This window comes from Pantoea sp. RIT-PI-b (assembly GCF_001187905.1).
In the GTDB taxonomy this organism is placed as follows: Bacteria; Pseudomonadota; Gammaproteobacteria; order Enterobacterales; family Enterobacteriaceae; genus Pantoea; species Pantoea nemavictus.
The window spans coordinates 1-24291 of the sequence record NZ_LGIS01000015.1; the positions used below are offsets into that span (position 1 = coordinate 1).

20 protein-coding genes and 2 rRNA genes are annotated in these 24291 nt (G+C 52.5%); 13 read left to right on the forward strand and 9 right to left on the reverse strand.

Annotated elements, in window-relative coordinates; genetic code table 11:
* Window positions 1–79 (forward strand): 23S ribosomal RNA (locus AC790_RS09055); the annotation flags it as partial.
* Window positions 80–284: 205 nt separating this feature from the next.
* Window positions 285–400: ribosomal RNA gene (gene rrf, locus AC790_RS09060) — 5S ribosomal RNA — on the forward strand.
* Window positions 401–482: 82 nt separating this feature from the next.
* Here the strand turns inward: rrf and mobB are convergent.
* Together mobB and mobA are read right to left on the reverse strand one after the other, a co-directional pair.
* Entirely contained in the window at window positions 483–986 is a 504-nt protein-coding gene (gene mobB, locus AC790_RS09065; protein ID WP_049851555.1) for a molybdopterin-guanine dinucleotide biosynthesis protein MobB, read from the reverse strand.
* Complete coding sequence (gene mobA / locus AC790_RS09070; protein ID WP_049851556.1) at window positions 983–1558, reverse strand: molybdenum cofactor guanylyltransferase MobA; 576 nt, start codon at window positions 1556–1558, stop codon at window positions 983–985. Before mobA ends, mobB begins: the two co-directional genes overlap by 4 nt.
* Before the next feature lie 71 nt (window positions 1559–1629).
* Between mobA and AC790_RS09075 the strand changes: the two genes are divergently transcribed.
* The 4 genes from AC790_RS09075 to polA all read left to right on the forward strand — a co-directional run bounded on the left by AC790_RS09075 (window position 1630) and on the right by polA (window position 6755).
* On the forward strand, window positions 1630–1905 hold the full coding sequence (locus tag AC790_RS09075; protein WP_049851557.1) for a YihD family protein: 276 nt from the start codon (window positions 1630–1632) through the stop codon (window positions 1903–1905).
* Between the two features lie 46 nt (window positions 1906–1951).
* Window positions 1952–2938 carry a serine/threonine protein kinase gene (locus tag AC790_RS09080; RefSeq protein ID WP_007885229.1) on the forward strand — a complete coding sequence of 329 codons (987 nt, stop codon included), beginning with the start codon at window positions 1952–1954 and terminating at the stop codon, window positions 2936–2938.
* Between the two features lie 26 nt (window positions 2939–2964).
* Complete coding sequence (gene dsbA, locus AC790_RS09085) at window positions 2965–3594, forward strand: thiol:disulfide interchange protein DsbA (protein ID WP_007885230.1); 630 nt, start codon at window positions 2965–2967, stop codon at window positions 3592–3594.
* 368 nt (window positions 3595–3962) lie between these two features.
* Window positions 3963–6755 carry a DNA polymerase I gene (gene polA / locus AC790_RS09090; RefSeq protein ID WP_049851558.1) on the forward strand — a complete coding sequence of 931 codons (2793 nt, stop codon included), beginning with the start codon at window positions 3963–3965 and terminating at the stop codon, window positions 6753–6755.
* 395 nt (window positions 6756–7150) lie between these two features.
* Here the strand turns inward: polA and yihA are convergent, their stop codons facing one another.
* Complete coding sequence (gene yihA, locus AC790_RS09095; RefSeq protein WP_007885234.1) at window positions 7151–7792, reverse strand: ribosome biogenesis GTP-binding protein YihA/YsxC; 642 nt, start codon at window positions 7790–7792, stop codon at window positions 7151–7153.
* A gap of 556 nt (window positions 7793–8348) precedes the next feature.
* Here yihA and yihI point away from each other — a divergent pair.
* Both yihI and hemN read left to right on the forward strand, forming a co-directional pair.
* On the forward strand, window positions 8349–8870 hold the full coding sequence (gene yihI / locus AC790_RS09100) for a Der GTPase-activating protein YihI (protein ID WP_049851559.1): 522 nt from the start codon (window positions 8349–8351) through the stop codon (window positions 8868–8870).
* Window positions 8871–9106: 236 nt separating this feature from the next.
* A complete protein-coding gene (hemN, locus tag AC790_RS09105; RefSeq protein ID WP_049851560.1) occupies window positions 9107–10480 on the forward strand; it encodes an oxygen-independent coproporphyrinogen III oxidase in 1374 nt (457 codons plus the stop codon).
* 50 nt (window positions 10481–10530) lie between these two features.
* On the opposite strand, the gene glnG is transcribed toward hemN, so the two are convergent.
* The 3 genes from glnG to glnA form a co-directional block, all read right to left on the reverse strand.
* Complete coding sequence (glnG, locus tag AC790_RS09110; protein WP_007885240.1) at window positions 10531–11940, reverse strand: nitrogen regulation protein NR(I); 1410 nt, start codon at window positions 11938–11940, stop codon at window positions 10531–10533.
* A gap of 7 nt (window positions 11941–11947) precedes the next feature.
* Entirely contained in the window at window positions 11948–12997 is a 1050-nt protein-coding gene (gene glnL, locus AC790_RS09115) for a nitrogen regulation protein NR(II) (protein ID WP_007885241.1), read from the reverse strand.
* A gap of 257 nt (window positions 12998–13254) precedes the next feature.
* Entirely contained in the window at window positions 13255–14664 is a 1410-nt protein-coding gene (glnA, locus tag AC790_RS09120) for a glutamate--ammonia ligase (protein ID WP_007885243.1), read from the reverse strand.
* Between the two features lie 439 nt (window positions 14665–15103).
* Here glnA and typA point away from each other — a divergent pair, with 439 nt between their 5' ends.
* From typA to fabY, 5 genes are all read left to right on the forward strand, one after another.
* Window positions 15104–16924 carry a ribosome-dependent GTPase TypA gene (gene typA, locus AC790_RS09125; RefSeq protein ID WP_007885247.1) on the forward strand — a complete coding sequence of 607 codons (1821 nt, stop codon included), beginning with the start codon at window positions 15104–15106 and terminating at the stop codon, window positions 16922–16924.
* A 184-nt stretch (window positions 16925–17108) separates the two neighbouring features.
* A complete protein-coding gene (gene yihX / locus AC790_RS09130; protein WP_007885249.1) occupies window positions 17109–17705 on the forward strand; it encodes a glucose-1-phosphatase in 597 nt (198 codons plus the stop codon).
* A gap of 3 nt (window positions 17706–17708) precedes the next feature.
* On the forward strand, window positions 17709–18578 hold the full coding sequence (locus AC790_RS09135) for a virulence factor BrkB family protein (RefSeq protein WP_369817599.1): 870 nt from the start codon (window positions 17709–17711) through the stop codon (window positions 18576–18578).
* Window positions 18575–19012 (forward strand): D-aminoacyl-tRNA deacylase, encoded by a 438-nt coding sequence (dtd, locus tag AC790_RS09140; RefSeq protein ID WP_007885252.1) that lies wholly within the window; start codon window positions 18575–18577, stop codon window positions 19010–19012. The genes AC790_RS09135 and dtd overlap by 4 nt, the downstream gene beginning before the upstream one ends.
* Before the next feature lie 59 nt (window positions 19013–19071).
* Window positions 19072–20019 (forward strand): fatty acid biosynthesis protein FabY, encoded by a 948-nt coding sequence (gene fabY / locus AC790_RS09145; protein WP_007885253.1) that lies wholly within the window; start codon window positions 19072–19074, stop codon window positions 20017–20019.
* Between the two features lie 49 nt (window positions 20020–20068).
* Here fabY and AC790_RS09150 read toward each other — a convergent pair whose 3' ends face one another.
* From AC790_RS09150 to AC790_RS09160, 3 genes are all read right to left on the reverse strand, one after another.
* A complete protein-coding gene (locus AC790_RS09150) occupies window positions 20069–21748 on the reverse strand; it encodes an AsmA family protein (protein ID WP_049851562.1) in 1680 nt (559 codons plus the stop codon).
* Between the two features lie 122 nt (window positions 21749–21870).
* Complete coding sequence (locus AC790_RS09155; protein WP_049851563.1) at window positions 21871–23256, reverse strand: NCS2 family protein; 1386 nt, start codon at window positions 23254–23256, stop codon at window positions 21871–21873.
* Window positions 23257–23348: 92 nt separating this feature from the next.
* Window positions 23349–24284, reverse strand: coding sequence for a zinc-binding alcohol dehydrogenase family protein (locus AC790_RS09160; RefSeq protein ID WP_049851564.1), 936 nt, complete (start codon window positions 24282–24284; stop codon window positions 23349–23351).
* Window positions 24285–24291 lie beyond the last annotated feature (7 nt).

A 24291-nucleotide genomic window follows, 5' to 3' on the forward strand; every position in this document is an offset into this window, starting at 1 on the left:
ACGACGTTGATAGGCCGGGTGTGTAAGCGCAGCGATGCGTTGAGCTAACCGGTACTAATGACCCGTGAGGCTTAACCTTACAACGCCAGAGGCGTTTTGGTCTGAGAGACCGGATTTTCAGCTTGTTTAACGGATAAAGAATTAGCGGAAGCGAAAGATTTTACGCTGAGGCGAGGCGCCGACCGAGACGGAACGAAGGAGCATACGGAAGTATGTGACTGAGTAACGCGAGGGAGAGCAACGCGGCATCAGTGAAAAATATTCGTTTCGTGCGCAAGAATTTGCCTGGCGGCTTTAGCGCGGTGGTCCCACCTGACCCCATGCCGAACTCAGAAGTGAAACGCCGTAGCGCCGATGGTAGTGTGGGGTCTCCCCATGCGAGAGTAGGGAACTGCCAGGCATCAGTTAGGTGAAGAAGCCCTGAACGGAAGTTCAGGGCTTTTTTACGTCTAAATTTCATAAAAAGCGCTAATACAGTCATTTCAAAGACTTTTAAGCCACTGAATAATAAAATCAGTAATCTGCTGCGGCTGATTAATATCCAAATAGGGTAAATTAATCTTCAAATCTTCATCAGTGGCTACCGCGATCACGTGCTCATCGATTAAATCCTCAATCTGACCCGGTATATTACGCCGCCAAAGCACAATTTTAGGCACTGGTTCATTCTTGAAGCCCTCAATCAGTATCAAATCTAATACCGAACTATCCATCCTCAATGCTAACTCTGCAAGACTTGGCGGCTGGTCGGGTGTTTCAACCATCAAAGCCCATCGTTTATTACTGGCGACGATCACCTGATCCGCTCCGGCTTTACGCAGCAAATAGCTGTCTTTCCCGGGTGAATCGATATCCATTTGGTGGTGCGTATGCTTGATTAAGCCTGATCGTATGCCTTGTGCTTTCAGTTGCGGAATAACTTGCTCTAGCAATGTGGTTTTTCCGGTTCCGCTCCAGGCAGAAATGGCCAGCAAAGGCACGGTCATGACAACGTTTCCTCATTAACCAGGTCATCGGGTGTATTGATATTACGGAAGGCCGATTCTGCATCTGAAAACGCAACGGCATGTCCATCATGCTTGCGTAAAAACTGCATCAAACGCCGTTCGCCGCGGAGTAGCCAGGCTTCGAGATCATCGGCCAGTGCACAATTCACTAGCGCTAAAGCAGGATGATCGCGCTGAGAAGACTTCACCCACACTGCGGGTGCATCGCCACGTTCCTGCCATAAACGCGCAACAAAATTACTGGGAAGCCAAGGCGTATCACAAGGGCAGAAGGCGACCCATGCAGTTTTACTGTGACGCAAACCACTAAGCATGCCAGCTAACGGTCCGGGATAATCAGGCATTGAATCAGTAACTACCTGACAACCACTTGCCTGATAGCGATCAATGTTACGGTTAGCGCTTATCAACACAATATCGACCTGCGGTCGAAATCTCCGCAAAACATGCTGATAAAGGGGTTCACCTTGTAGCATTAGTAACCCTTTATCCTGTCCACCCATACGGCTGCCTTGCCCACCTGCGAGGATCACGCCGGTAAATGCTGTCATCTTCGTCTCCTTCTCTATTCTGGACGATACTTATATAGCGGCAGCGTACCACCTGCATAAAGGAATCAATGATGAAATATCACCGACTCAATGAACTGATCGATCTTCTGCGACCAGCATGGCAAAAGGAGTCCGACATCAACTTGTTGGCATTTTTACAAAAACTGGCGCATGAATCTGGTTTCAGTGGCCCATTAAGTGAATTAACGGACGATGTATTGATTTACCATCTCAAAATGCGTGAAGCAGGCAGCGACGCTGAAATACCCGGCCTAAAAAAGGATTATGAAGTGGACTTCAAAACCGCGCTATTACGTGCTCGTGGTGTGATTAAGGATGATGAGTAGTGTTATCCTTGCGCATTAATCGCAAAGGTAACATACAGGCAAAATGATGAGCGAAGCCGCCTTTAATTTCCAGACGCTGAATCCCGATGTCATTCTTGATGCACTTTGGGATGCGGGTTTGCGTGTCGAATCAGGCTTAACTGCCCTCAATAGCTACGAGAATCGCGTTTATCAGTTTAGCGATGATGAGAAGCGACGCTATGTGGCGAAATTTTATCGTCCACAGCGCTGGAGCGCACAGCAGATTCTTGAAGAGCATCAGTTCACGCAGGATCTGCTGGGCGATGAAGTGCCGGTTGCCGCACCGCTAAATCTACAGGGCAGTACGCTGAATCATCATGCCGGGTTTATGTTCGCAGTCTTTCCCAGTTTGGGCGGCCGACAATATGAAACCGACAATGAGGAACAGATGGAATGGGTGGGCCGTTTTCTTGGACGCATCCATCAAACCGGAAGGCAAAGTCCGTTCCAGCAGCGCCCAGCGTTTGGATTGGAAGAGTATGTGTTTCAACCACGGCAGGAGCTGGAAAGAAGCACGTTAGTACCCGCTTCTTTAAAAGACATACTGCTTGCTGCAGTTGATAAGCTGAGCACTACGTTGCAGCAGCGCTGGCATACTCAGTGGCAGCCGCTTAGGTTGCATGGGGATTGCCATCCCGGCAATATTCTGTGGCGTGAAGGGCCGATGTTTGTCGATCTTGATGATGCGCGTACCGGGCCGGCCGTGCAGGATTTATGGATGCTGGTCAACGGCGATCGTCAGGAACAATTGATTCAATGGGACATTTTGCTGGAAGCCTATAATGAATTCGGTGATTTTGATTTACATGAATTGTCACTGATTGAACCTTTACGCGCTATGCGCATGGTTTATTATTTGGCCTGGGTGGTACGCCGCTGGCAGGATCCCGCTTTTCCGCGCGCCTTTCCCTGGATGACAGATGAGGATTTTTGGCGCCGGCAGATTGCATTATTTATCGAGCAGGAGAGGCTGTTAAACGAACCGCCGTTGCAGCTTAGCCCGCAATATTAATGAAGTACTCAGGAGATTGTTTCACGATGAAAAAGATCATGTTTGCGCTGGTAGGTTTGATGCTGGCATTTGGCGCCTCTGCGGCACAGTTTAACGATGGTAAACAGTTCGTTACTTTGCCGAAGCCGGTAGCCGGTGAGCCGCAGGTTCTGGAGTTCTTCTCCTTCTTCTGCCCGCATTGCTACCAGTTCGAACGCGTTTATCACGTGAGCGATGCAGTGAAAAAGAACCTGCCGGCTGACACTAAAGTGACGAAATACCACGTTGATTTCCTTGGTGGCCAATTCGGTCCAATCGTTACTCAGGCATGGGCTGTTGCAATGGCGCTGGGCGTAGAAAGCAAAGTAACTGCACCCATTTTCGACGGTATTCAGAAAACTCAAACCGTTACTGATGCGGCGAGCCTGAAAGAGACCTTTATCAAAGCGGCAGGTATCTCCTCCGAAGATTACGATGCGGCGTGGAACAGCTTCGCGGTGAAAGCGCTGGTTGCGCAGCAGCAAAAAGCAGCTGCTGACGTAAATCTACAGGGTGTGCCGGCAATCTTTGTTAACGGTAAATATATGGTTAACAACGGCGGCCTGGATACCAGCTCAATGGATAACTTCGTTGCTGATTACGCCAACGTCGTGAAATTCCTGGTAGAAAAGAAGTAATTTAGCTTCAGAGAACGCCGACAACGTCGGCGTTTTTTATTGCCTTTTTAGTTTTACTAATACGATGTTTATATAAGCCCTTCGCTTAATATCCACATGGATGATCATCTTTTCATTACGTTGCATAAGGGTGCGTTCGGAATGTAACCTTATGATAGATATATAATTTTAATTCCAAAGTAATTACAATTAACGTAAATAACAATATGTTATGATTTTTACGCACAAACTTATCCACAACCTGATCCTTGCGATCCGTGCCGCGTAACGACGAAAAAGATCCTGACTTCCCTGAGTGCATTCAACATTCTCCTCCGGTTGTGGCATCCTTATAGCCCTCATTATCGCAACGAAGAAAATACGAACCTATGGCGCAAATTGCAGAAAATCCCCTGATTCTGGTCGACGGCTCCTCTTATCTGTACCGTGCATATCATGCCTTTCCGCCGCTAACGAACAGTGCAGGCGAGCCAACTGGCGCCATGTATGGTGTGCTTAACATGCTGAAAAGTTTGTTGATGCAGTATCAGCCAAGCCATGTGGCTGTGGTCTTCGATGCTAAAGGCAAGACCTTCCGCGATGAGTTATTTGAGCACTACAAATCGCATCGTCCACCAATGCCAGACGATCTGCGGGCGCAGATTGAACCGTTACATGAGATGGTGAAAGCGATGGGCCTGCCGCTGTTGGCGGTATCGGGCGTTGAGGCGGATGATGTGATCGGCACCTTGGCTCTGGAAGCGGAAAAACTTGGCCGTCCGGTATTAATCAGCACCGGTGATAAAGATATGGCGCAGCTCGTCACGCCGGCGATAACGCTGATCAACACCATGACGAATACCGTGCTGGGCCCGGAAGAGGTCGAACAGAAATATGGCGTACCTCCAACGCTGATTATCGATTTCCTCGCCATGATGGGCGACAGCTCGGACAACATTCCCGGTGTCCCGGGCGTCGGTGAGAAAACGGCTCAAGCCTTGCTGCAAGGTCTTGGCGGTATGCAGTCAATTTACGACAATCTCGACAAAGTGGCCGATCTCTCTTTCCGCGGTGCGAAAACCATGGCGGCGAAGCTGGAACAAAACCGCGATGTGGCTTTCCTTTCTTATCAACTGGCAACCATTAAAACCGACGTTGCGTTGGATCTGACGTGCGATCAACTGATCGTAAACGAGCCTGATGTTGAAGCGCTGCAAACCTTATTTAGCCGTTACGAGTTCAAACGCTGGATCGCTGATTTGCAGGATGGCACATGGCTGCAACAAGGCAAGAAGAGCAACTCGCAGACGCAGAAATCGCAGCTAAGTGAAGCTGTTGCGCCCGTCGCAGAAACCACCAGCGTATTATCAGCGGAAGGCTACGTCACCATTCTTGATGAAGCGACATTCGCTGACTGGCTGAAAAAGCTGAAAAGCGCCGAACTCTTCGCTTTCGATCTGGAAACTGATTCGCTGGATACACTGAGCGCTAACATTGTCGGTATTGCGTTTGCTGTCGCACCGGGAGAAGCCGCCTATCTGCCCGTTGGCCATGACTATTTGGATGCACCCGAACAGCTGGATCGTAATGACGTGCTGAAGCAGCTGAAACCGCTGCTGGAAGACGGTAACGCGGCGAAAGTTGGCCAGAATCTCAAATACGATCGCGGTGTATTGAAGAATTACGATATTGAACTTAACGGCATTAAATTCGACACCATGCTGGAATCATATTGCCTGAACAGCGTGGGAGGTAAACACGATATGGACAGCCTGGCAGCGCGCTGGCTGAACCATAAAACGGTGACTTTCGAAGAGATCGCTGGCAAAGGCAAAAATCAGCTCACCTTTAATCAGATTGCTCTTGAGCAAGCTGGGCACTATGCCGCTGAAGATGCCGATGTCACGCTGCAGCTGCATCTGAAAATGTGGGCGAAGCTGGAGCCAGAGGCGGGGCCAAAACAGGTATTTGAAGAGATTGAAATGCCGTTGTTGAAGGTGATATCGCGAATTGAGCGCAACGGCGTGTTGATCGACCAAAATATCCTGGCGAAACACTCACAGGAGTTGACCACGCGTGTCGCTGAGCTGGAGCTGAAAGCGCATGAGTTAGCGGGTGAACCGTTTAACCTCTCTTCACCTAAACAACTGCAAACCATTCTTTTTGAAAAACAGGGTATTAAGCCGACGAAAAAAACGCCCGGCGGCGCACCTTCCACCAGTGAAGAAGTACTGGCTGAACTGGCGCTAGATTATCCATTGCCGAAGGTAATTCTGGAACATCGCGGCCTTTCGAAGCTGAAATCGACGTATACCGATAAGCTGCCACTGATGATCAATCCGGTTACGGGTCGAGTGCACACCTCCTATCACCAGGCAGTAACGGCGACCGGGCGACTTTCATCTACCGATCCTAACTTGCAGAACATCCCGGTGCGCAACGAAGAAGGTCGTCGTATTCGCCAGGCGTTTATTGCCGGGCCAGGCAATATTATTGTTGCTGCGGACTATTCACAGATTGAACTGCGCATTATGGCGCATTTATCACAAGATAAAGGCCTGCTGGATGCGTTTGCTCAGGGCGAAGATATTCACCGTGCTACCGCATCAGAAGTGTTTGGTGTCACGCTGAGCAAGGTTTCTGGTGAGCAGCGCCGCAGTGCTAAGGCGATCAACTTTGGTTTGATCTACGGTATGAGCGCCTTTGGCCTTTCTCGTCAACTGAATATCGGCGCGGGCGAGGCGAAGAAATACATGGATCTCTACTTTGAACGCTACCCGGGTGTGCTGCGTTATATGGAAGAGACGCGCTCGAAGGCGGCAGAAAAAGGCTATGTTGAAACGCTCGATGGTCGTCGTTTGTGGCTGCCGGATATTACCTCTAGTAATGCTATTCGTCGTAAAGCCGCTGAGCGTGCCGCGATCAACGCACCAATGCAAGGCACGGCTGCAGATATCATTAAGCGCGCCATGATTGCAGTTGATGGCTGGCTGTTGGAGCAAAAAGACGATGCGGTACGGATGATAATGCAGGTACACGATGAACTGGTGTTTGAGATCCGCAGCGACGCAGTAGAGGGTGCCATCAAGACCATTCGTGAGCTGATGGAGAACAGCATGAAGCTGGATGTGCCGTTGCAGGTTGAAGTGGGAACCGGCGATAACTGGGATGAAGCGCATTGATGTAGCGCAGTTAGCGGTATATACATGCCGCTGACATCATCATAAGAAAAAAGTTTACTTAATCGGTTCAGCAACGTTGTAAAGCGGCCTATAAAATGCGCGTTTTGTAACTGCTTAACGCCTAAGCATTTTTTTAGTAATTAAACTACATTGCGCGTATAAAAATGTGATGAGCTTAGTAAAAAAGATGTTGAATCCTGAAAGTTAACAACAAAAAACCCTTTGTAGGGCGCGTAAAATCAGGTAGAGTTTGTCGCGTAGGGTACAGAGGTAAGATGTTCTATCTTTCAGACCTTTTACTTCACGTAATCGGATTTGGCTGAATATTTAGCCGCCCCAGTCATTTATGACTGGGGCGTTTTTTATTGGGCTTTATCTCAAAAGCCACAACAACGTTACTCTGCTTGCTCTTCGCCATCACCTTCTTGTGCTGGCTCCAGTTCATTGAACCAGCTATCCAGTTTCTTGCGCACAATATCAACGCCCATCTTCTTAAGAGAAGAGAACATTTCCACCTGCACATCGCCGTTAAAGGCCAGCGCGGCTTCACGCACCATCGTCAGTTGCGCTTTACGTGCGCCGGATGCCAGCTTGTCAGCTTTGGTCAGCAGCACAAGGACTGGAATCTGGCTCTGAACGGCCCACTCAATCATGTTCTGATCAAGATCTTTCAGCGGATGGCGAATATCCATTAATACCACCAGGCCTTTTAGCGCCTGACGTTTTTGCAAATATTCCGCCAGCGAGCGCTGCCATTTGCGCTTCATCTCTTCCGGAACTTGGGCATAGCCATAACCCGGCAAATCGACTAAACATTTACCTTCAACTACTTCAAACAGGTTAATGAGCTGAGTTCGGCCAGGCGTTTTACTGGTACGTGCCAGACCTTTTTGGTTAGTGATGGTATTCAGCGCACTGGATTTGCCTGCATTCGAGCGCCCGGCAAAAGCAACTTCAATACCTACATCCGCCGGTAAGTGGCGAATATCAGGGGCGCTGAGCATGAAATGGGTCATGTGATAGTTCAAAGCAGACAAAGTGAAACTCCAGCAAAATGAATCGGGCAATAGGGCTGATTATACCTGTAATGGCGCAAAAGTGCCCGATAGCGTCTTAACACGCCATTTTGTAAGAGATCTACGATTTTTACTGCCAGTGATTACCGCTTCATTGAATATTAACAATTGATTTAAGTGTTATTTTTCAATGAATTGAGAGGTAAGTGGGAAGTACCGCTCTAAAATAGAGACAAGTCTCACTTGTTCATTTTACCTATTAGTCTACATTTGTTGTCAGTGCACGGCAGCACCCATCAAGGATGATGAGCTCAGGAGTGTCGGGGATGACCAAGAGCATGGCGGGAAGCGGTTCAGGCAGGAATCGGACAGGGACAAGGATTAATCGCAGGAGCGATGTGGCGATGGAGCAACCGGGACGTTGTGAGCCGTAAAGGATTTATTCAGTGTTTCCTTCGTATGAAGGTGCGATAAAAGGCGATAGCATAGGCTATCGCCTTTTTTCTTTGCTTACTTTCTGCTAGATTTCGCCGCAATTCTATACTGAACTCACAAAGCATCGCCGAGACCGGACACCATGAAGCAACCTGCATCAGCCCCGCGTGGCAAACCTGCTGCGAAAGCCAAGCGCAAATCGCGTGAAGACCTCAATCAAGAAGCGCGCGATCGCAAACGCGACAAAAAGCACAGCGGTCATAAATCTGGCAGCCGCGCTAATCCGGAAACGCAAACCGCTGGCAAAGGTCAGGGTAAAAAATCTCAGGATCCACGCCTGGGCAGCAAAACGCCAGTCGCGTTAGTTGCTGATGGTAAAACCCAGACGGCGAAGAAGCCGGAAGCCAAACCAAAGCCAAAAGCGGAAAAAGTCCGTCTGACGCCACAAGAAGAATTGGCGAAGCTGGAAAATGACGAACGTCTGGATACGTTGCTGGATCGCCTGGAAAACGGTGAAACCCTCAGTGGCGAAGATCAGGCCTGGCTGGATCAAACCTTAGACCGTATCGACGAACTGATGGAAATGCTCGGCATCGCGTTGGATGACGAAGCGGAAGATGAGCAGGCCGAAGAAGATATGATGCGCCTGTTAAAAGGTAATTAAGGCAAATTTTGATCGGCATGCGTTTTCACGCATGCCGCGCTAAACAGGTATTCACCTATGTTTTGGCCTGGATCAATTTTCGCGTTGCTGCTGACATGTTATCTGCTCTGGTTATTGTTTAAACTACGCCGCCTGTCGCGTCTGAAGTCGCGTTTACGTCGGCGTTCAGCCCATCGCTTCGTCCACTCTTCTGCCACGCGACCCTCCCTCAGACGACGTCACCGTAAGGAGTGAGCATGTCATCGCAGCAGATAGATTGGGATCAGCACCTCATCGAAAAATACAACTACGCTGGCCCGCGTTATACCTCTTATCCCACCGCACTTGAGTTCAGTGAGAACTTTGTTGAGGCTGATTTTCAGCACGCCGTTGAGCGCTACCCCAATCGTCCGTTATCGCTGTATGTGCATATCCCGTTTTGCCATCGTCTCTGCTACTTCTGCGGCTGCAATAAAATCGTGACGCGCCAGCTGCACAAAGCCGATCGCTACCTTGATGTGCTGGAGCAGGAGATTCGTCAGCGTGCGCCGCTGTTTGCGGGGCGCAGCGTCACTCAATTGCATTGGGGCGGTGGTACGCCGACATTTCTCAATCAGCAGCAGGTCAGTCGGCTGGTAGCATTGCTACGCGATCATTTTACGATTGCCGATGATGTTGAAATGTCGATCGAGGTCGATCCGCGTGAAATCGAATTGGAGATGATCGATCATCTGCGCGCGGAAGGCTTTAATCGCCTGAGCATGGGCGTGCAGGACTTCAATAAAGCGGTGCAGGAACGCGTTAATCGCGTGCAGGACGAAGAAACCATCTTTGCTCTGGTGCAGCGGGCGCGTGAGCAAGGCTTCCGCTCGGTTAGCCTCGATCTGATTTATGGTCTGCCGCTGCAAACGCCGGAAAGCTTTGCCTTTACCTTACAGCGCGTTATTGCATTGAATCCCGATCGTCTTAGTGTCTTCAACTATGCGCATATGCCTACGCTTTTCGCTGCTCAACGGAAAATCAAAGATGATGAGCTTCCAGGTGCGGCACAGAAACTGCAAATTCTGCAGGAAACCATCGCCACCTTAACCGGCGAAGGTTATCAGTTTATCGGTATGGATCACTTCGCGCGTCCGGATGATGAACTGGCGGTCGCGCAGCGTGCGGGCGTGCTGCATCGTAACTTCCAGGGCTACACCACGCAGGGCGAAACCGATTTGCTCGGTATGGGCGTGTCGGCTATTAGTATGTTGGGCGATAGCTATGCGCAAAATCATAAAGAGCTGAAAGCCTATTACAGCGATGTCGAGCTGCGCGGCAATGCGCTATGGCGGGGGCTCACGTTGAGTGAAGATGATTGTCTGCGCCGCGATGTAATTAAGGCGTTGATCTGTAATTTTGCACTCGATTTTACGGCGGTAGAAGCCCAGTACCCCATTGAATTTGAAGCCTACTTTGCTGAGGATTTAGCCCTGTTAGCGCCGCTGATGGCCGATGGCTTAGTTGAGCAGAGAGGCCGCAGCCTGCACGTTACAGGTGTAGGCCGATTGCTGATTCGTAACATCTGTATGTGCTTTGATGTGTATATGCGGCAAAAGATGCGCATGCAGCAGTTCTCGCGAGTGATATAAAAAAGGGGAGCAAATTTGCTCCCCTTGTCTCAAAACGCCCAATCTGCGCGTTATTCCATTCCCAGCTCTTTCAGCTTACGCGTCAAGGTATTACGTCCCCAGCCGAGCAAGCGTGCCGCTTCCTGTTTGTGACCCTGCGTGTGACGCAGTGCGGTGGTGAGCAACGTGCGCTCCATCTCCGGCTGTGCTTCCGACAATAGATTTTGATGACCGGAACGCAAGGCGCGATCGGCCCACTGCGCCAGCAACGTAGCCCAGCTATCCGGCAACGACTGCACCGGATTCTCCGGCGTGCTGGATTCGAACAGTTCTGGGGGCAGATCCTGAATCAACACTTCCTGGCCCGCCGCCATCACGGTTAACCAACGACAGGTGTTTTCCAACTGGCGCACGTTACCGGACCAATGCAGACGCGTCAGCGCGGTTTCGGTTTCCGGATGCAGAATCTTCGCTTCCACGCCCAACTCACGTGCAGCAACCTGCAGGAAGTAACGTGCCAGACGTGGAATATCTTCGCGTCGTTCACGTAATGGCGGCAGATGAACGCGAATTACGTTGAGACGGTGGAACAAGTCCTCACGGAATTTGCCTTCCTGCACCCGCAGCTCAAGGTTCTGGTGGGTTGCCGCGATGATACGCACATCCACTTTCACCGGCGCATAGCCGCCCACGCGATAAAACTGGCCATCAGCCAATACGCGCAATAAGCGGGTTTGCACGTCGAGCGGCATATCACCAATTTCGTCGAGGAACAGCGTGCCGCCATCGGCCTGCTCAAAACGCCCCTGACGAATCTGGTTCGCACCGGTAAATGCGCCTTTCTCGTGACCAAACAGCTCTGATTCAATCAGATCTTTGGGAATCGCCGCCATGTTCAGCGCGATAAAAGGAGACTTCGCACGCGGGCTATGGCGATGCAGCGCATGCGCAACCAACTCTTTACCGGTACCGGATTCCCCGTTGATCAGCACGCTAATTGAGGAGCGTGAAAGACGACCAATGATGCGGAACACATCCTGCATTGCCGGCGCTTCGCCGATAATGTCGGTGGTTGGGCCGCTAACCGGTTGATTACGTGGCTGCTGCTGTTCCTGATAATGGCTAATCGCGCGTTCAACCAGCGCCACAGCTTCATCAATATCAAACGGCTTTGGCAGGTAATCGAATGCACCTTGCTGATAAGCGCTAACAGCAGCATCCAGATCGGAGTGCGCGGTCATAATGATCACCGGCAGCATCGGATGGCGCTGTTTAATCTGTTTCAGCAGCGCAAGACCATCCATGCCAGGCATACGAATGTCCGACAATAATACATCTGGGGTTTTGCTTGCGAGCGCATCCAGTACCTCGTTAGCGCTGTCAAAGGTTGCACAGCTCAAACCGGCTCCAGTGAGCGCTCGTTCAAGCACCCAGCGGATGGAGCTATCGTCATCGACGATCCAGACTATCCCTCGTTGCATACAAACCTCACTGGCGAATAGGCAGGTAGACCGAGAATTCGGTGTGACCTGGCCAACTGTTAAATTCTATTTTTCCTGAATGCTGATCGATCAGGCTACGGGCGATGGAGAGACCTAAGCCGGTGCCACCTTCGCGTCCGCTCACCATCGGATAGAACAGCGTATCTTGTAGCTGGGCCGGAATGCCTGGGCCATCATCTTCAATATCAATGCGTGCGACTAAACGATAACGCGTACCGTGCAGCGTGAGCTGGAAGGCGGTACGCGTGCGAATCACGATGGTGCCACCTTCATCGCCTAAGGCTTGCAGCGCATTGCGCACCACATTCAACAGCACCTGTTCAATCTGGTCGGGATCGTGCGGCAGTTCCGGCAGGCTTGGGTCGTAATCACGCACCAGCGAAACGTTATCCGGCAGCTCCATCGAAACCAGATTCACCACGCGTTCTGCTACCTGGTGAATGCTTTGCGTCACGTGTAAACCCGGTTGTTGCGGACCTAACAGTCGATCAACCAGATTACGCAGGCGGTCTGCCTGCTCAATGATGATGCGCGTGTATTCATGCAGGGAAGGATCGGGTAACGCGCGGGTAAGCAGCTGCGCGGCACCACGTAATCCCCCTAACGGGTTTTTAATTTCATGTGCCAGACCGCGGACTAAATCGCGAGCAGCAACTTGCTGAGCATGCTGAATTTGTTCCTGGCTAAGCCGGCGCTGATTATCCATCGGCGCCATTTCCAGCAGAATAAAGCCATCGGGTAACCGCTGCGCCGTCAGCGACATAATATGCGCGCGGCCATCAACCACTAAAGTGACCTCACTGTCGGTAAAGCCCTGGCCAGCCCCGAGACTCTCGCTCATCACCTCAATATTCAGCGAAAAATAGCCGGTTAATTCCGGTAATGGCGTGCCGAACAATTTTCGTGAGCTCTGCGACAATAATTGCTGAGCCGCCGGATTGGCGTAATGGATAACTAAATCGTCATCGACCAGCAAAATACTGTTGATCAGGGAGTTGAGAATCTGCCCCGCGTCGGGCAGCGTGCCAGTTGCCATACAGCGTTCCTCTGCACTAATTTAGTGCATTATAGCCTTTAAGGACGGAAATCTGTGCTTTGAACCAGAATACGCGGAGAAAAAAGCCCATCCGGAGATGGGCTAAAGTTTCCACGGCAATATAAAATCTTCTGCGTCTTTTACACCCCCGCTGCGTGGCTGCATTCGTTCACCCGAGTCACTGAGTTATCTCAACTCCCCGGCAATCTCGATTGCCGCCTTGCGGCGATGCATAATCCGCGAATCTTTAATGCTGATTAAACGCTGTAGTACAGTTCGAACTCAACGGGGTGCGGAGTCATGCGCACGCGGTCAACTTCTGGCTTACGCAGTTCGATGTAAGCATCGATGGCGTCATCAGTGAACACGCCGCCACGAGTCAGGAACTCGCGATCTTCGTTCAGTGCGTTCAGTGCTTCTTCCAGAGAACCTGCAACTTTTGGAATCTCAGCTTCTTCTTCCGGCGGCAGGTCATACAGGTTTTTGTCCATCGCATCGCCAGGGTGGATCTTGTTGATAACACCATCAAGACCGGCCATCAGCAGCGCGGTGAATGCCAGATATGGGTTAGCCGCTGGATCCGGGAAGCGTGCTTCGATACGACGTGCTTTCGGGCTAGCAACCACTGGGATACGGATAGAAGCAGAACGGTTACGGGCAGAGTAAGCCAGCATAACAGGTGCTTCGTAGCCTGGGACCAGACGCTTGTATGAGTTGGTGGTTGGGTTTGCCAGGGCGTTGATCGCTTTAGCGTGCTTGATGATACCGCCGATGTAGAACAGAGCAGTTTCAGACAGGCCGCCGTACTTGTCGCCAGAGAACAGGTTCACGCCGCCTTTTGACAGGGACATGTGGCAGTGCATACCTGAACCGTTATCGCCGAACATTGGCTTAGGCATGAAGGTTGCAGTTTTGCCGTACGCATGAGCAACGTTGTGCACCACGTATTTGTAGATCTGAATTTCGTCCGCTTTTTTGGTCATGGTGTTGAAGCGGGTTGCCACTTCGTTCTGACCAGCAGTTGCCACTTCATGGTGGTGTGCTTCAACCACTAAGCCCATCTGCTCCATGGTCAGACACATGGCTGAACGGATGTCCTGCGCTGAGTCAACCGGTGGCACTGGGAAGTAACCGCCTTTCAGACCTGGACGGTGACCTTTGTTACCGCCTTCGTACTCTTTACCGGTGTTCCATGCTGCTTCGATATCATCGATAGCCACGTGTGAACCTGAAGTAGAAGAACCGAAACGGATGTCATCGAACAGGAAGAACTCTGGCTCAGGTCCAAACAGCACGGTATCCGCGATGCCTGAAGAACGCAGGAACTCTTCTGCACGTTTTGCAATGGAGCGCGGGTCACGATCGTAGCCCTGCAGTGTGCCTGGCTCAAGGATGTCGCAACGGATGATCAGGGTCGAGTCTTCGAAGAACGGATCCATAACTGCAGTGGTTGCATCCGGCATCAGCACCATGTCTGATTCGTTAATGCCTTTCCAGCCACCGATGGAGGAGCCATCGAACATTTTGCCTTCTTCGAAGAAGTCAGCGTTAACCTGGTGAGCAGGGATAGTAACGTGCTGTTCTTTACCTTTGGTATCGGTAAAACGCAGGTCAACAAACTTAACTTCATGCTCGTTCATCATCGAGAGAACGTGTTCAGCGGACATACTCAACTCTCCTGGAAATGGTCATTATCGTCATGGTGAGAGAACTTCGTTGCCGGGAATGCGCCACAACTGCTGACCACTCCTAACCAAAGATCTCGGCAAGCTCTTTCAACCGTTTTATAACTGTCGTTTTCGCTTAAAATAGATAAAGCGAATTCTGTGCCAACTTTATGACAATAGCGAAAATGGCGCTACAATGCGCCCTTTCGTGAGTCGAAGGCTGCACCAGGATGGATTGCATGCATTGTTATGGTGCATCCGTGGTGAATGAAAGCACTATCATGGTGCAAAATGCCATCGCAGTGCAGATTAATGCACCGTTAATGGTGCTAAAAACCAGCACTACGAGAAACTTTCGGCGAAATCTGTGATCATGTTCAGTCTTCCGCTTAATCCGTGTACAATACCGCGTTATTTCTATAATGCCTGAGGCAAAGCTGTGATCGAAAATTTGCGTAACATCGCCATCATCGCGCACGTTGACCATGGTAAGACCACCCTGGTTGACAAGCTGCTACAACAGTCCGGTACTTTTGATGCTCGTACCGAAGCGACTGAGCGCGTAATGGACTCCAACGATTTGGAGAAAGAGCGTGGGATTACCATCCTCGCAAAAAACACCGCCATCAAATGGAATGACTACCGTATCAACATCGTTGATACCCCAGGACACGCCGACTTCGGTGGTGAAGTGGAGCGCGTCATGTCCATGGTGGATTCGGTGCTGCTGGTTGTAGATGCGATGGATGGCCCTATGCCGCAAACCCGCTTCGTAACCAAGAAAGCATTTGCTCATGGTTTGAAGCCGATTGTGGTTATCAACAAAGTTGACCGTCCGGGCGCGCGTCCTGATTGGGTTGTTGATCAGGTATTCGACCTGTTCGTTAACCTGGATGCGACTGACGAGCAGCTAGACTTCCCGATCATCTTCGCTTCGGCGTTGAATGGTATCGCGGGTCTGGAACACACCGATATGGCTGACGACATGACCCCGCTGTACCAGGCGATCGTCGACCACGTTTCTCCACCTCAGGTTGAAGTTGAAGCGCCACTGCAGATGCAGATCTCGCAGCTGGACTATAACAACTACCTGGGCGTGATCGGAATCGGCCGCATCAAGCGCGGTACCGTGAAGCCGAACCAGCAAGTCACTATCATTGATAGCGAAGGCAAAACCCGTAACGGTAAAGTCGGTAAAGTACTGGGCCACCTCGGTCTGGAGCGTATCGAAAGCACCCTGGCAGAAGCGGGCGACATCATCGCTATCACCGGCCTGGGCGAGCTGAACATCTCTGACACCATCTGCGACACGCAGAATGTGGAAGCGCTGCCAGCCCTGAGCGTCGATGAACCAACTGTAACCATGTTCTTCAACGTGAACACCTCACCGTTCTGCGGTAAAGAAGGTAAATTCGTGACCTCGCGCCAGATCCTGGAGCGTTTGAACAAAGAACTGGTACACAACGTGGCACTGCGCGTTGAAGAAACCGAAGATTCTGATGCGTTCCGCGTTTCAGGTCGTGGTGAGCTGCACTTGTCGGTTCTGATCGAGAACATGCGTCGTGAAGGTTTCGAGCTGGCGGTATCCCGTCCGAAAGTAATCTTCCGCGAGTTTGAAGGCCGTAAGCAGGAGCCATTCGAAAACGTCACCCTCGACATCGAAGAAACCCACCAGGGTTCTGTGATGCAAGCGATGGGTGAGCGTAAAGGCGACCTGAAAAACATGGATCCAGATGGTAAAGGCCGTGTACGTCTTGACTACATGATCCCAAGCCGTGGTCTGATCGGCTTCCGTAACGAATTCATGACCATGACTTCAGGTACCGGTCTGCTGTACTCCACCTTCAGCCACTACGACGACGTGCGTCCGGGCGAAGTGGGTCAGCGTCAGAACGGTGTACTGATCTCTAACGGCCAGGGTAAAGCGGTAGCGTTCGCCCTGTTCGGTCTGCAGGATCGCGGTAAGCTGTTCCTGGGTCACGGTGCGGAAGTGTATGAAGGCCAGATCATCGGTATTCATAGCCGTTCTAACGACCTGACCGTTAACTGCCTGACCGGTAAGAAACTGACCAACATGCGTGCGTCAGGTACTGATGAAGCGACCACTCTGGTTCCACCGCAGAAGATGACGCTGGAACAGGCTATCGAGTTCATCGATGATGACGAACTGGTAGAAGTGACTCCGCTGTCAGTACGTATTCGTAAACGTCACCTGACCGAGAACGATCGTAAGCGTTCTTCTCGCGGCAGCAAAGAGTAAGCGAAACAGTCTGATATTAAGCCCCGCACTTGCGGGGCTTTTTTATGCCTGCAAGCCGCTGCAACGCTCGCTTGCTGAACTTTGGCTCCGCTTCCAGATTGCTGATTTCCCGCGCCTCGTCCCTGTTCAGACACCACTTTTGCCGCTAAAGTGAATGATCCAGGGAACATAAAGGAGAGGCGTCATGCTGTACATTTTTGATTTAGGCAATGTGATTGTTGATATCGATTTTAATCGTGTGCTCGGCGTCTGGAGCGATTTGGGGCGTGTGCCGCTGGCAACGTTGCAAAGCAACTTCCGCATGGATGAGGCTTTTGAGAAACACGAACGTGGCGAGATAAGCGATCCCGAATTCGCCGCGCGTATCTGCGATCAACTGGATATCGCGCTGAGTTACCCACAATTCACGGCAGGCTGGCAGGCGGTTTTTGTCGGCGTGCGTCCGGAAACGCTGGCGATCATGAACAAACTGCGTGCTAAGGGCGAGCGCGTGGTGATTCTGTCGAATACCAATCAGCTGCACTTCGAGTTCTGGCCAACGCAATATCCCGATGTACAGCAGGCGGCCGATCATCTTTATATGTCGCAGGATATCGGCATGCGTAAGCCGGAAGCCCGCATCTATAACTATGTGCTGCAGCACGAAGGCTATCAGGCCGACCAGGCGGTATTTTTTGATGATAACCAGGCCAACATCGATGCGGCGCGCGCGCTCGGCATTGAGAGCGTGTTGGTGGTTGATGAGAAAACCGTGCCGGATTGGTTTGCAGGTCGTCTCTGAGTGCTGAATCAACGACATCTGCGCCACTCGGCGCATGCTTTTTTCCTGTGGGTAAAACTGCTGTGGCGACGCATTGACGAAGACAATATGACGACGCAGGCGGGCAATCTGGCCTACGTCTCATTGCTGGCGTTGGTGCCGCTAATTGCCGTGGTTTTTGCGCTGTTCGCCGCTTTTCCCATGTTCTCCGATATCAGCGTGCAGCTGAAAAACTTCATCTTCACTAACTTTATTCCGGCGACGGGCGACGTCATTCAGCGTTATCTGGATCAGTTCGTTGCCAACGTCAACAAGATGACGGCGGTCGGTATTGTCGGGTTGATTGTCACCGCGCTGCTGCTGATGCATTCGGTGGACAGCGCGTTAAACACTATCTGGCGCAGCGATAAGCCCCGACCAATGGTCTACTCCTTTGCGGTGTACTGGATGATCTTAACGCTGGGTCCGCTGCTGGCCGGCGCCAGTTTAGCCCTGAGCTCCTATCTGTTGTCGCTGCGCTGGGTAAATGTCACCGGTGTCACCAGCTTAGTCGATCATCTGCTGCGCATTTTCCCGCTGTTTCTCTCTATCCTCGCCTTCTGGCTGCTGTACAGCATTGTGCCGACGCGGCGTGTGCCCACGCGCGATGCACTGATCGGTGCCATCGTTGCCGGTTTGCTGTTCGAGCTGGGGAAAAAAGGCTTTGCGCTCTATGTTACGATGTTCCCTTCGTATCAGTTAATTTACGGCGTTCTGGCGGTCATCCCGATTCTGTTCCTTTGGGTTTACTGGTCGTGGTGTATTGTTTTGTTAGGCGCAGAAATCACCGTCACCCTGGATGACTATCGCCAGTTAAAACAGCAGGAACGCGATAAAGAACGAGAGGAAACATGATTGCTTTGATTCAGCGCGTCAGTCGCGCCAGTGTCAGCGTTGATGACGCGACAGTGGGTGAAATTGGCAATGGGTTATTGGTGTTATTGGGTGTTGAAAAGGGCGACGACGAGCAAAAGGCGCAGCGTTTGACCGAACGCGTTCTCGGCTACCGCATCTTCGCGGATGAGAATGACAAGATGAATCTCAACGTACAGCAGGCCGGCGGCAGCGTGCTGGTGGTGTCGCAATTCACCCTCGCCGCTGATACCAATAAAGGTATGCGTCCCTCTTTCTCTGGCGGTGCAGAACCGGCGGAAGCCGAGCGTCTCTATGAATACTTCAGCGATTGCTGCCGAACACAGGGTGTGACCACCGCAAATGGGCGCTTTGCCGCCAATATGCAGGTTTCGTTGGTAAACGACGGTCCGGTGACCTTCTGGTTACAGGTGTGAGGTTAACAGCCGAGCGGCAAGGATTTAGCCACGCAAGCTCCGAACGAGAGAATCACTTTATGTATCATCTTCGCGTACCGCAAACGGCGGAAGAGCTGGATATGTATTACCAGTTCCGTTGGGAAATGTTACGAAAACCGCTGCGTCAGCCGCAGGGTTCTGAGCGTGATGCCTGGGATGCGCTGGCGCATCATCAAATGGTGGTGGATGAGCAGGGCAAACCGGTAGCGGTGGGACGTCTGTACATCAACGCGGAAAACGAAGCGGCGATTCGCTTCCTCGCGGTACATCCCTCCGTGCAGGGCAAAGGTCTTGGCACGCTGGTGGCGATGACGCTGGAGTCGGTCGCGCGTCAGGAAGGGGCTAAGCGCGTCACCTGTAGCGCGCGTGAAGATGCCGTCGAATTCTTTGCCAAGCTTGGCTACGTCAATCAGGGTGAAATCACCGCGCCGCAAACCACGCCGGTACGCCATTTCCTGATGATTAAACCGGTGGTGACGCTCGACGATATCTTGCATCGCGCCGACTGGTGCGGACAGCTGCAGCAAGCCTGGTACGAGCACATCCCGCTGAGCGAAAAAATGGGCGTGCGTATTCTGCAATATACCGGGCAGAAATTCGTTACTACCATGCCAGAAGCGGGCAATCAGAATCCTCATCACACCTTATTCGCGGGCAGCCTGTTCTCACTCGCCACCCTCACTGGCTGGGGCTTGATTTGGCTGCTGCTGCGCGAGCGTCATCTTGGCGGCACCATCATTCTGGCGGATGCGCATATTCGCTATAGCAAGCCCATCAGCGGTCGTCCGGGCGCCATTGCCGATCTTGGCTCGCTGAGTGGCGATCTCGATAGGCTGGCGCGTGGCCGTAAAGCGCGCGTACAGATGGAAGTCGAATTGTTTGGTGACGAAGAGTTAGGCGCGGTGTTTGAAGGTGTGTATATCGTGCTGCCGGCTGATTCTGACGGATCGCTGGAAGAGGGCGGCTCCGGGGCGCGTATTAATTAACTCGCGCCTCATGCGTAAGGTCGCCATTAATGGCGACCTGGTTTTTAAACTATTGAACCTGCCCGCCACGCATTGTCTGCTGCACGGATTGTGCATCGGTGGTTACCGACAAGGTGCCATCCACGCTTGGGCGCAGCGGTGCGTTGGCGTTGAGAGATCCTTTCAGTTGCAGCTGCAAATTGCTGTTGCCGCTCAACGGCAGCGTTGGCCAACCCCAATTTTGCAGCACGTTGGCCGGCACAGCCTGACCTTTTAGGCTCAGCGTCAGCGGTCGTTGTGCATCCTGACCTACCGTCGCTGTCCCTTCCAGTAAGCCGCTGCCGTTAAAGGCACTCAGCTCAGTCACTTGAATCTGTTGGTCGTTAGCATTCAGCGCAATCGAAGGATGGCGCAGGTCGGTACGATTGAAGGTAGCTTCAGCAGTGTTAAAGCTCGCTTTCCCGGCCCAAATGCCCCACTGATGCTGGCGTGCCAGCAGCAGGTTATCCGCACTGCCATCCAGCGACGTCATCTGGAACGGGAAGGCGGGATTGATATCGATTATCAGGTTACGGTTAGCGGTGGCGCGCGTTACCAGCACGCTGTCCAGCCAATCCGGCAACGTCTGCTGCCAGCGCTCGCGCCAGTTTTGCGGCAGCGTATACTCCAGCCCGGCGATGGCCAGTTCATCCAGCGTCAGACGCTTATCGCTGCGTGTCCAGTTGCCGCTGGCGCGCACCACGCCATTGACCCAGCGAGAACTGAATTGCGTTAGCGCGATACCCTGCGGCGAAAGATCGGCATTCACGATGGGATCGTTCAACTCAAAGCCACCGTTAATAAAATTCCCGGCGTTCATGGAAAGCGAACCACCATCGCTTTCCCAGTTATCGCCGCGCAGGGTGACATTTTTCAGCGTTAAATCGAGATCGGTCACTGCCCAATCTGGCCCTTGCAGGCGTGCATCGGTCATATCCAGACGATTGATGCTCACCGACGGGACATCGCGCAGCGGATTGAGGAAGTCGCTCAGGCTTTGATGCGTTTGCAGGCGGATATCGTTGAGGCGCAGCTGGTCAATCTTCCAGTTGCCCTGCGCATCGCGCTCGGCATTGCCGGTCATCGAACCGCGCGCTAAATCGGCACCAATATTACTCAGTACCAGACGACGTTGCTTAATGTTGCCCTGCAGCAACACATTGTTGCCCGGTACGCCATCCAGCGTCAGAGTTCCAGCACTGATCTGGAACTGCGCATCGCTGCCCAGCACGTCGTTAGGCAGCGGTTTCCACGGCAGAAGCCCGCCATTCACGCGCTGAGCGGTCATCGGCAAGGTGCTATGCGGATTCTCGATACGCACATTGTTCAGCTGCAGGCGATTGGCCTGCATCGGCAGTGTAGTATCGGGCGCTTGATTGGCGAGATTGATTTCACCGTCGCGCACTTCGATGCTGTTGAAATGCAGCGGATCGCTGAACTGTACCAGCGCGAGACCCAGGTCAACGCGCTTCGCCACCAGCACGGCGGGCTGACCATCATGACCAAAGCTGAAATCATCAAGAATGATGTGCGAAGGGGACGAGAAGTCGTGCTCAATCTTGCTAAGGGAGAGATGCCAGGCGGTTTTATCGCTTACCCAGCGGCTAAACCAGCCTGCGCCCCACTGTGTTTGCAGCAACACATACAGCACAACCAGCGCCAGCAGAATTAGCAGCAGTAAGGTAAGGAAAAACTTGCCTAAAAATTTCATCGCACTCATCCATCCCGATATTTATCCGGTGAGTGGTTGTTATGCCTGAATTACCGTTACAGCTCAACAGCCTGGATGTAAATGCGGATAAATATCAGGCAGGCCGAAGCCTGCCTGCTGCGTTACTTTTCTTGCGGGAAGATGAGGTTCAGCACGATGGCGGTGATACCACCGGCCGCAATGCCAGATGAAAGCAGGGTTTTCAGCCAGTCCGGGGCAAATTGCAGAATCAGCGGCTGCTGAGAAACGCCCAAACCTACCGCCAGCGACAGCGCGATAATCATGATAGCGCGGCGATTGAGCGGTTCGCGTGAAACGATGCGCACACCCGAGGCGGCGATGGTTCCGAACATCACAATGGTCGCGCCGCCCAGCACCGGTTCCGGAATGTGCTGCACAAATCCGCTCACTGCCGGGAACAGGCCAAGCACGATCAGCATCAGCGCCACCACAAAACCGACATAGCGACTGGCAACGCCGGTCAGCTGAATCACGCCGTTATTCTGGCCAAAGCACGAGTTCGGGAAGGTGTTAAACAACGCCGAAACAAACGAATTGAGTCCGTTTGCCAACACGCCGCCTTTCAGCCGCTTCATGTACAGCGGGCCGCTTACTGGCTGCTCGGAAACATCAGAGGTCGCGGTGATATCGCCGATAGTTTCCAGCGAGGTCACCATAAACACCAGCATCAGCGGGATCAGCAGATTCCAGTCAAAGCCAAGACCGTAATAGAGCGGCGACGGCACGGCGATCAGCGGTTGGTTGGATGGCGTGCTGGTAGCGGGCAGCATATCCAGCGCCCAGGCCAGCGCATAACCTACCGCCATCGCGATCACCAGCGAAGCCACGCGCAGATAAGCATTACGCTGACGATTAAGCAGGATAATGACCACTAATACCGAAGCAGCCAGCAGCAAGTTTTTCGGTGCGCCGAAGGTGTGATCGCTCATCGCAGCAAAGCCGCCGCCAATCGAGGTCAAACCGACCTGAATCAGTGACAGGCCGATAATCATTACCACAATGCCGGAAACCAGCGGCGTAATGATACGGCGTGCCAGATGCAACACGCGCGACAGCACCATTTCGGTACAGGAAGCGACCATCAGCGTGCCAAATAGCGCGGCCATCATGGTCGGTACATCAACGCCGCCATTTTTCAGCGCCATGCCGCCCATAATCAGCGGGGTCACGAAGTTAAAGCTGGTGCCCTGAATCGACAGCAGACCGGAACCAATCGGTCCCCAGGTTTTAATTTGCAGAATCGATGCCACGCCAGAAGCAAACAACGACATGCTGATGATGTGCTGTGTGTCCTGCGCCGGTAAACCCAGCGCCTGGCAGATGAGCAGTGCGGGCGTAATCACCGCGACAAACATCGCCAGCAGATGCTGGCAGGCAGCAAACAAGGTTTGCGGCAGCGGCGGACGGTCTTCGAGGCGGTAAATCAGTTCACTTTTCGGGCTTGCAGCGCTGGCAGGCTGGGGTGATTCAGCGGTGTTGACGGACATGGTGGACGTTCTCAATTACAACAAAGGGGCGATTTTAAACGGTTGCGTTGTGAAAGCAATCGTTTGCAATGCCCCTTTTTACTTCCGTTGATCTAAAGCGTAAACACCGTGCGGCAGCGACTATCATCTTCCTGCCACGCCAGGGCGACGTCACTCAATGGGCGCATCTGGAAGGCGATGGAAAAATCGCTCTCGGCGGCGGCGGCCAGCATTTCGCCAATGCAGGCAATCAATTCCTTATCCGACACGCTTCCCAGGCCGCTGCCCATTAACGTCAATCCGGATGAGCGCAGCAGCTTGCTGTGCAGCGTGATTTCCTGACCGCTCAACGAACCAATTTGCACAAAACGCACCGTCTTTTCACCGCCTGCCACTGCGGCCTGCATAATATCGAGCGCGCTCTGGCCCCAGAGATAATCCAGCGCCACATCAATGCCTTCTTTCATCAGTGCCGGGAGCGCACCCGGCAATTCATCCAGTGTGAGCGTGATATCCGCACCCTGCGCACGCAGTTGATCCAGTGCGGCGCGGTTTCGGCCAGTCGCAATGATTTTGCCTGCGCCCAGATGTTGCGCGATGCGTACCGCTAATCCGCCTGAGGTACCGGTTGCGCCATTGATCAATACGGTTTCACCGGCACGCAGCTGCGCGCGACGGGTTAACGCTGCCCAGGATGACATGCCCGGATTAGCCAGCGCCGCAGCCAGAACAGGATCGAGAGTGGCGGGAAGGGGAACGATGCTATCGGCGGGCACTAAGGTTCTTTCCGCCATGCTGCCCCACGGCGCATTAAAGGCGAGGAAGTAAACCGGATCGCCATTACTGAGCATGCCGGTGCCATCAATGCCGGTAATAAAGGGATAGTGTGCCGCCGAACTGTAATGCGTACCGGCGGCGCGTGCTTTTGCCAGTTGGCTGACGGCGGCGGCTTTCACTGTCACCACGACATGGCTGTCATCGGCCTGCGGTTCAGTGAAATCACCGTATACGGGCAGTTCACCTGCTGCGGAAACTATCGCTGCTTTCATGTTTTCA

Coding starts and splice junctions, on each gene's coding strand:
- mobB (WP_049851555.1), bottom strand. CDS start 986: ATGACCGTGCCTTTGCTGGCCATTTCTGCCTGGAGCGGAACCGGAAAA.
- mobA (WP_049851556.1), bottom strand. CDS start 1,558: ATGACAGCATTTACCGGCGTGATCCTCGCAGGTGGGCAAGGCAGCCGT.
- AC790_RS09075 (WP_049851557.1), top strand. CDS start 1,630: ATGAAATATCACCGACTCAATGAACTGATCGATCTTCTGCGACCAGCA.
- AC790_RS09080 (WP_007885229.1), top strand. CDS start 1,952: ATGAGCGAAGCCGCCTTTAATTTCCAGACGCTGAATCCCGATGTCATT.
- dsbA (WP_007885230.1), top strand. CDS start 2,965: ATGAAAAAGATCATGTTTGCGCTGGTAGGTTTGATGCTGGCATTTGGC.
- polA (WP_049851558.1), top strand. CDS start 3,963: ATGGCGCAAATTGCAGAAAATCCCCTGATTCTGGTCGACGGCTCCTCT.
- yihI (WP_049851559.1), top strand. CDS start 8,349: ATGAAGCAACCTGCATCAGCCCCGCGTGGCAAACCTGCTGCGAAAGCC.
- hemN (WP_049851560.1), top strand. CDS start 9,107: ATGTCATCGCAGCAGATAGATTGGGATCAGCACCTCATCGAAAAATAC.
- glnG (WP_007885240.1), bottom strand. CDS start 11,940: ATGCAACGAGGGATAGTCTGGATCGTCGATGACGATAGCTCCATCCGC.
- glnL (WP_007885241.1), bottom strand. CDS start 12,997: ATGGCAACTGGCACGCTGCCCGACGCGGGGCAGATTCTCAACTCCCTG.
- glnA (WP_007885243.1), bottom strand. CDS start 14,664: ATGTCCGCTGAACACGTTCTCTCGATGATGAACGAGCATGAAGTTAAG.
- yihX (WP_007885249.1), top strand. CDS start 17,109: ATGCTGTACATTTTTGATTTAGGCAATGTGATTGTTGATATCGATTTT.
- dtd (WP_007885252.1), top strand. CDS start 18,575: ATGATTGCTTTGATTCAGCGCGTCAGTCGCGCCAGTGTCAGCGTTGAT.
- fabY (WP_007885253.1), top strand. CDS start 19,072: ATGTATCATCTTCGCGTACCGCAAACGGCGGAAGAGCTGGATATGTAT.
- AC790_RS09150 (WP_049851562.1), bottom strand. CDS start 21,748: ATGAAATTTTTAGGCAAGTTTTTCCTTACCTTACTGCTGCTAATTCTG.
- AC790_RS09155 (WP_049851563.1), bottom strand. CDS start 23,256: ATGTCCGTCAACACCGCTGAATCACCCCAGCCTGCCAGCGCTGCAAGC.
- AC790_RS09160 (WP_049851564.1), bottom strand. CDS start 24,284: ATGAAAGCAGCGATAGTTTCCGCAGCAGGTGAACTGCCCGTATACGGT.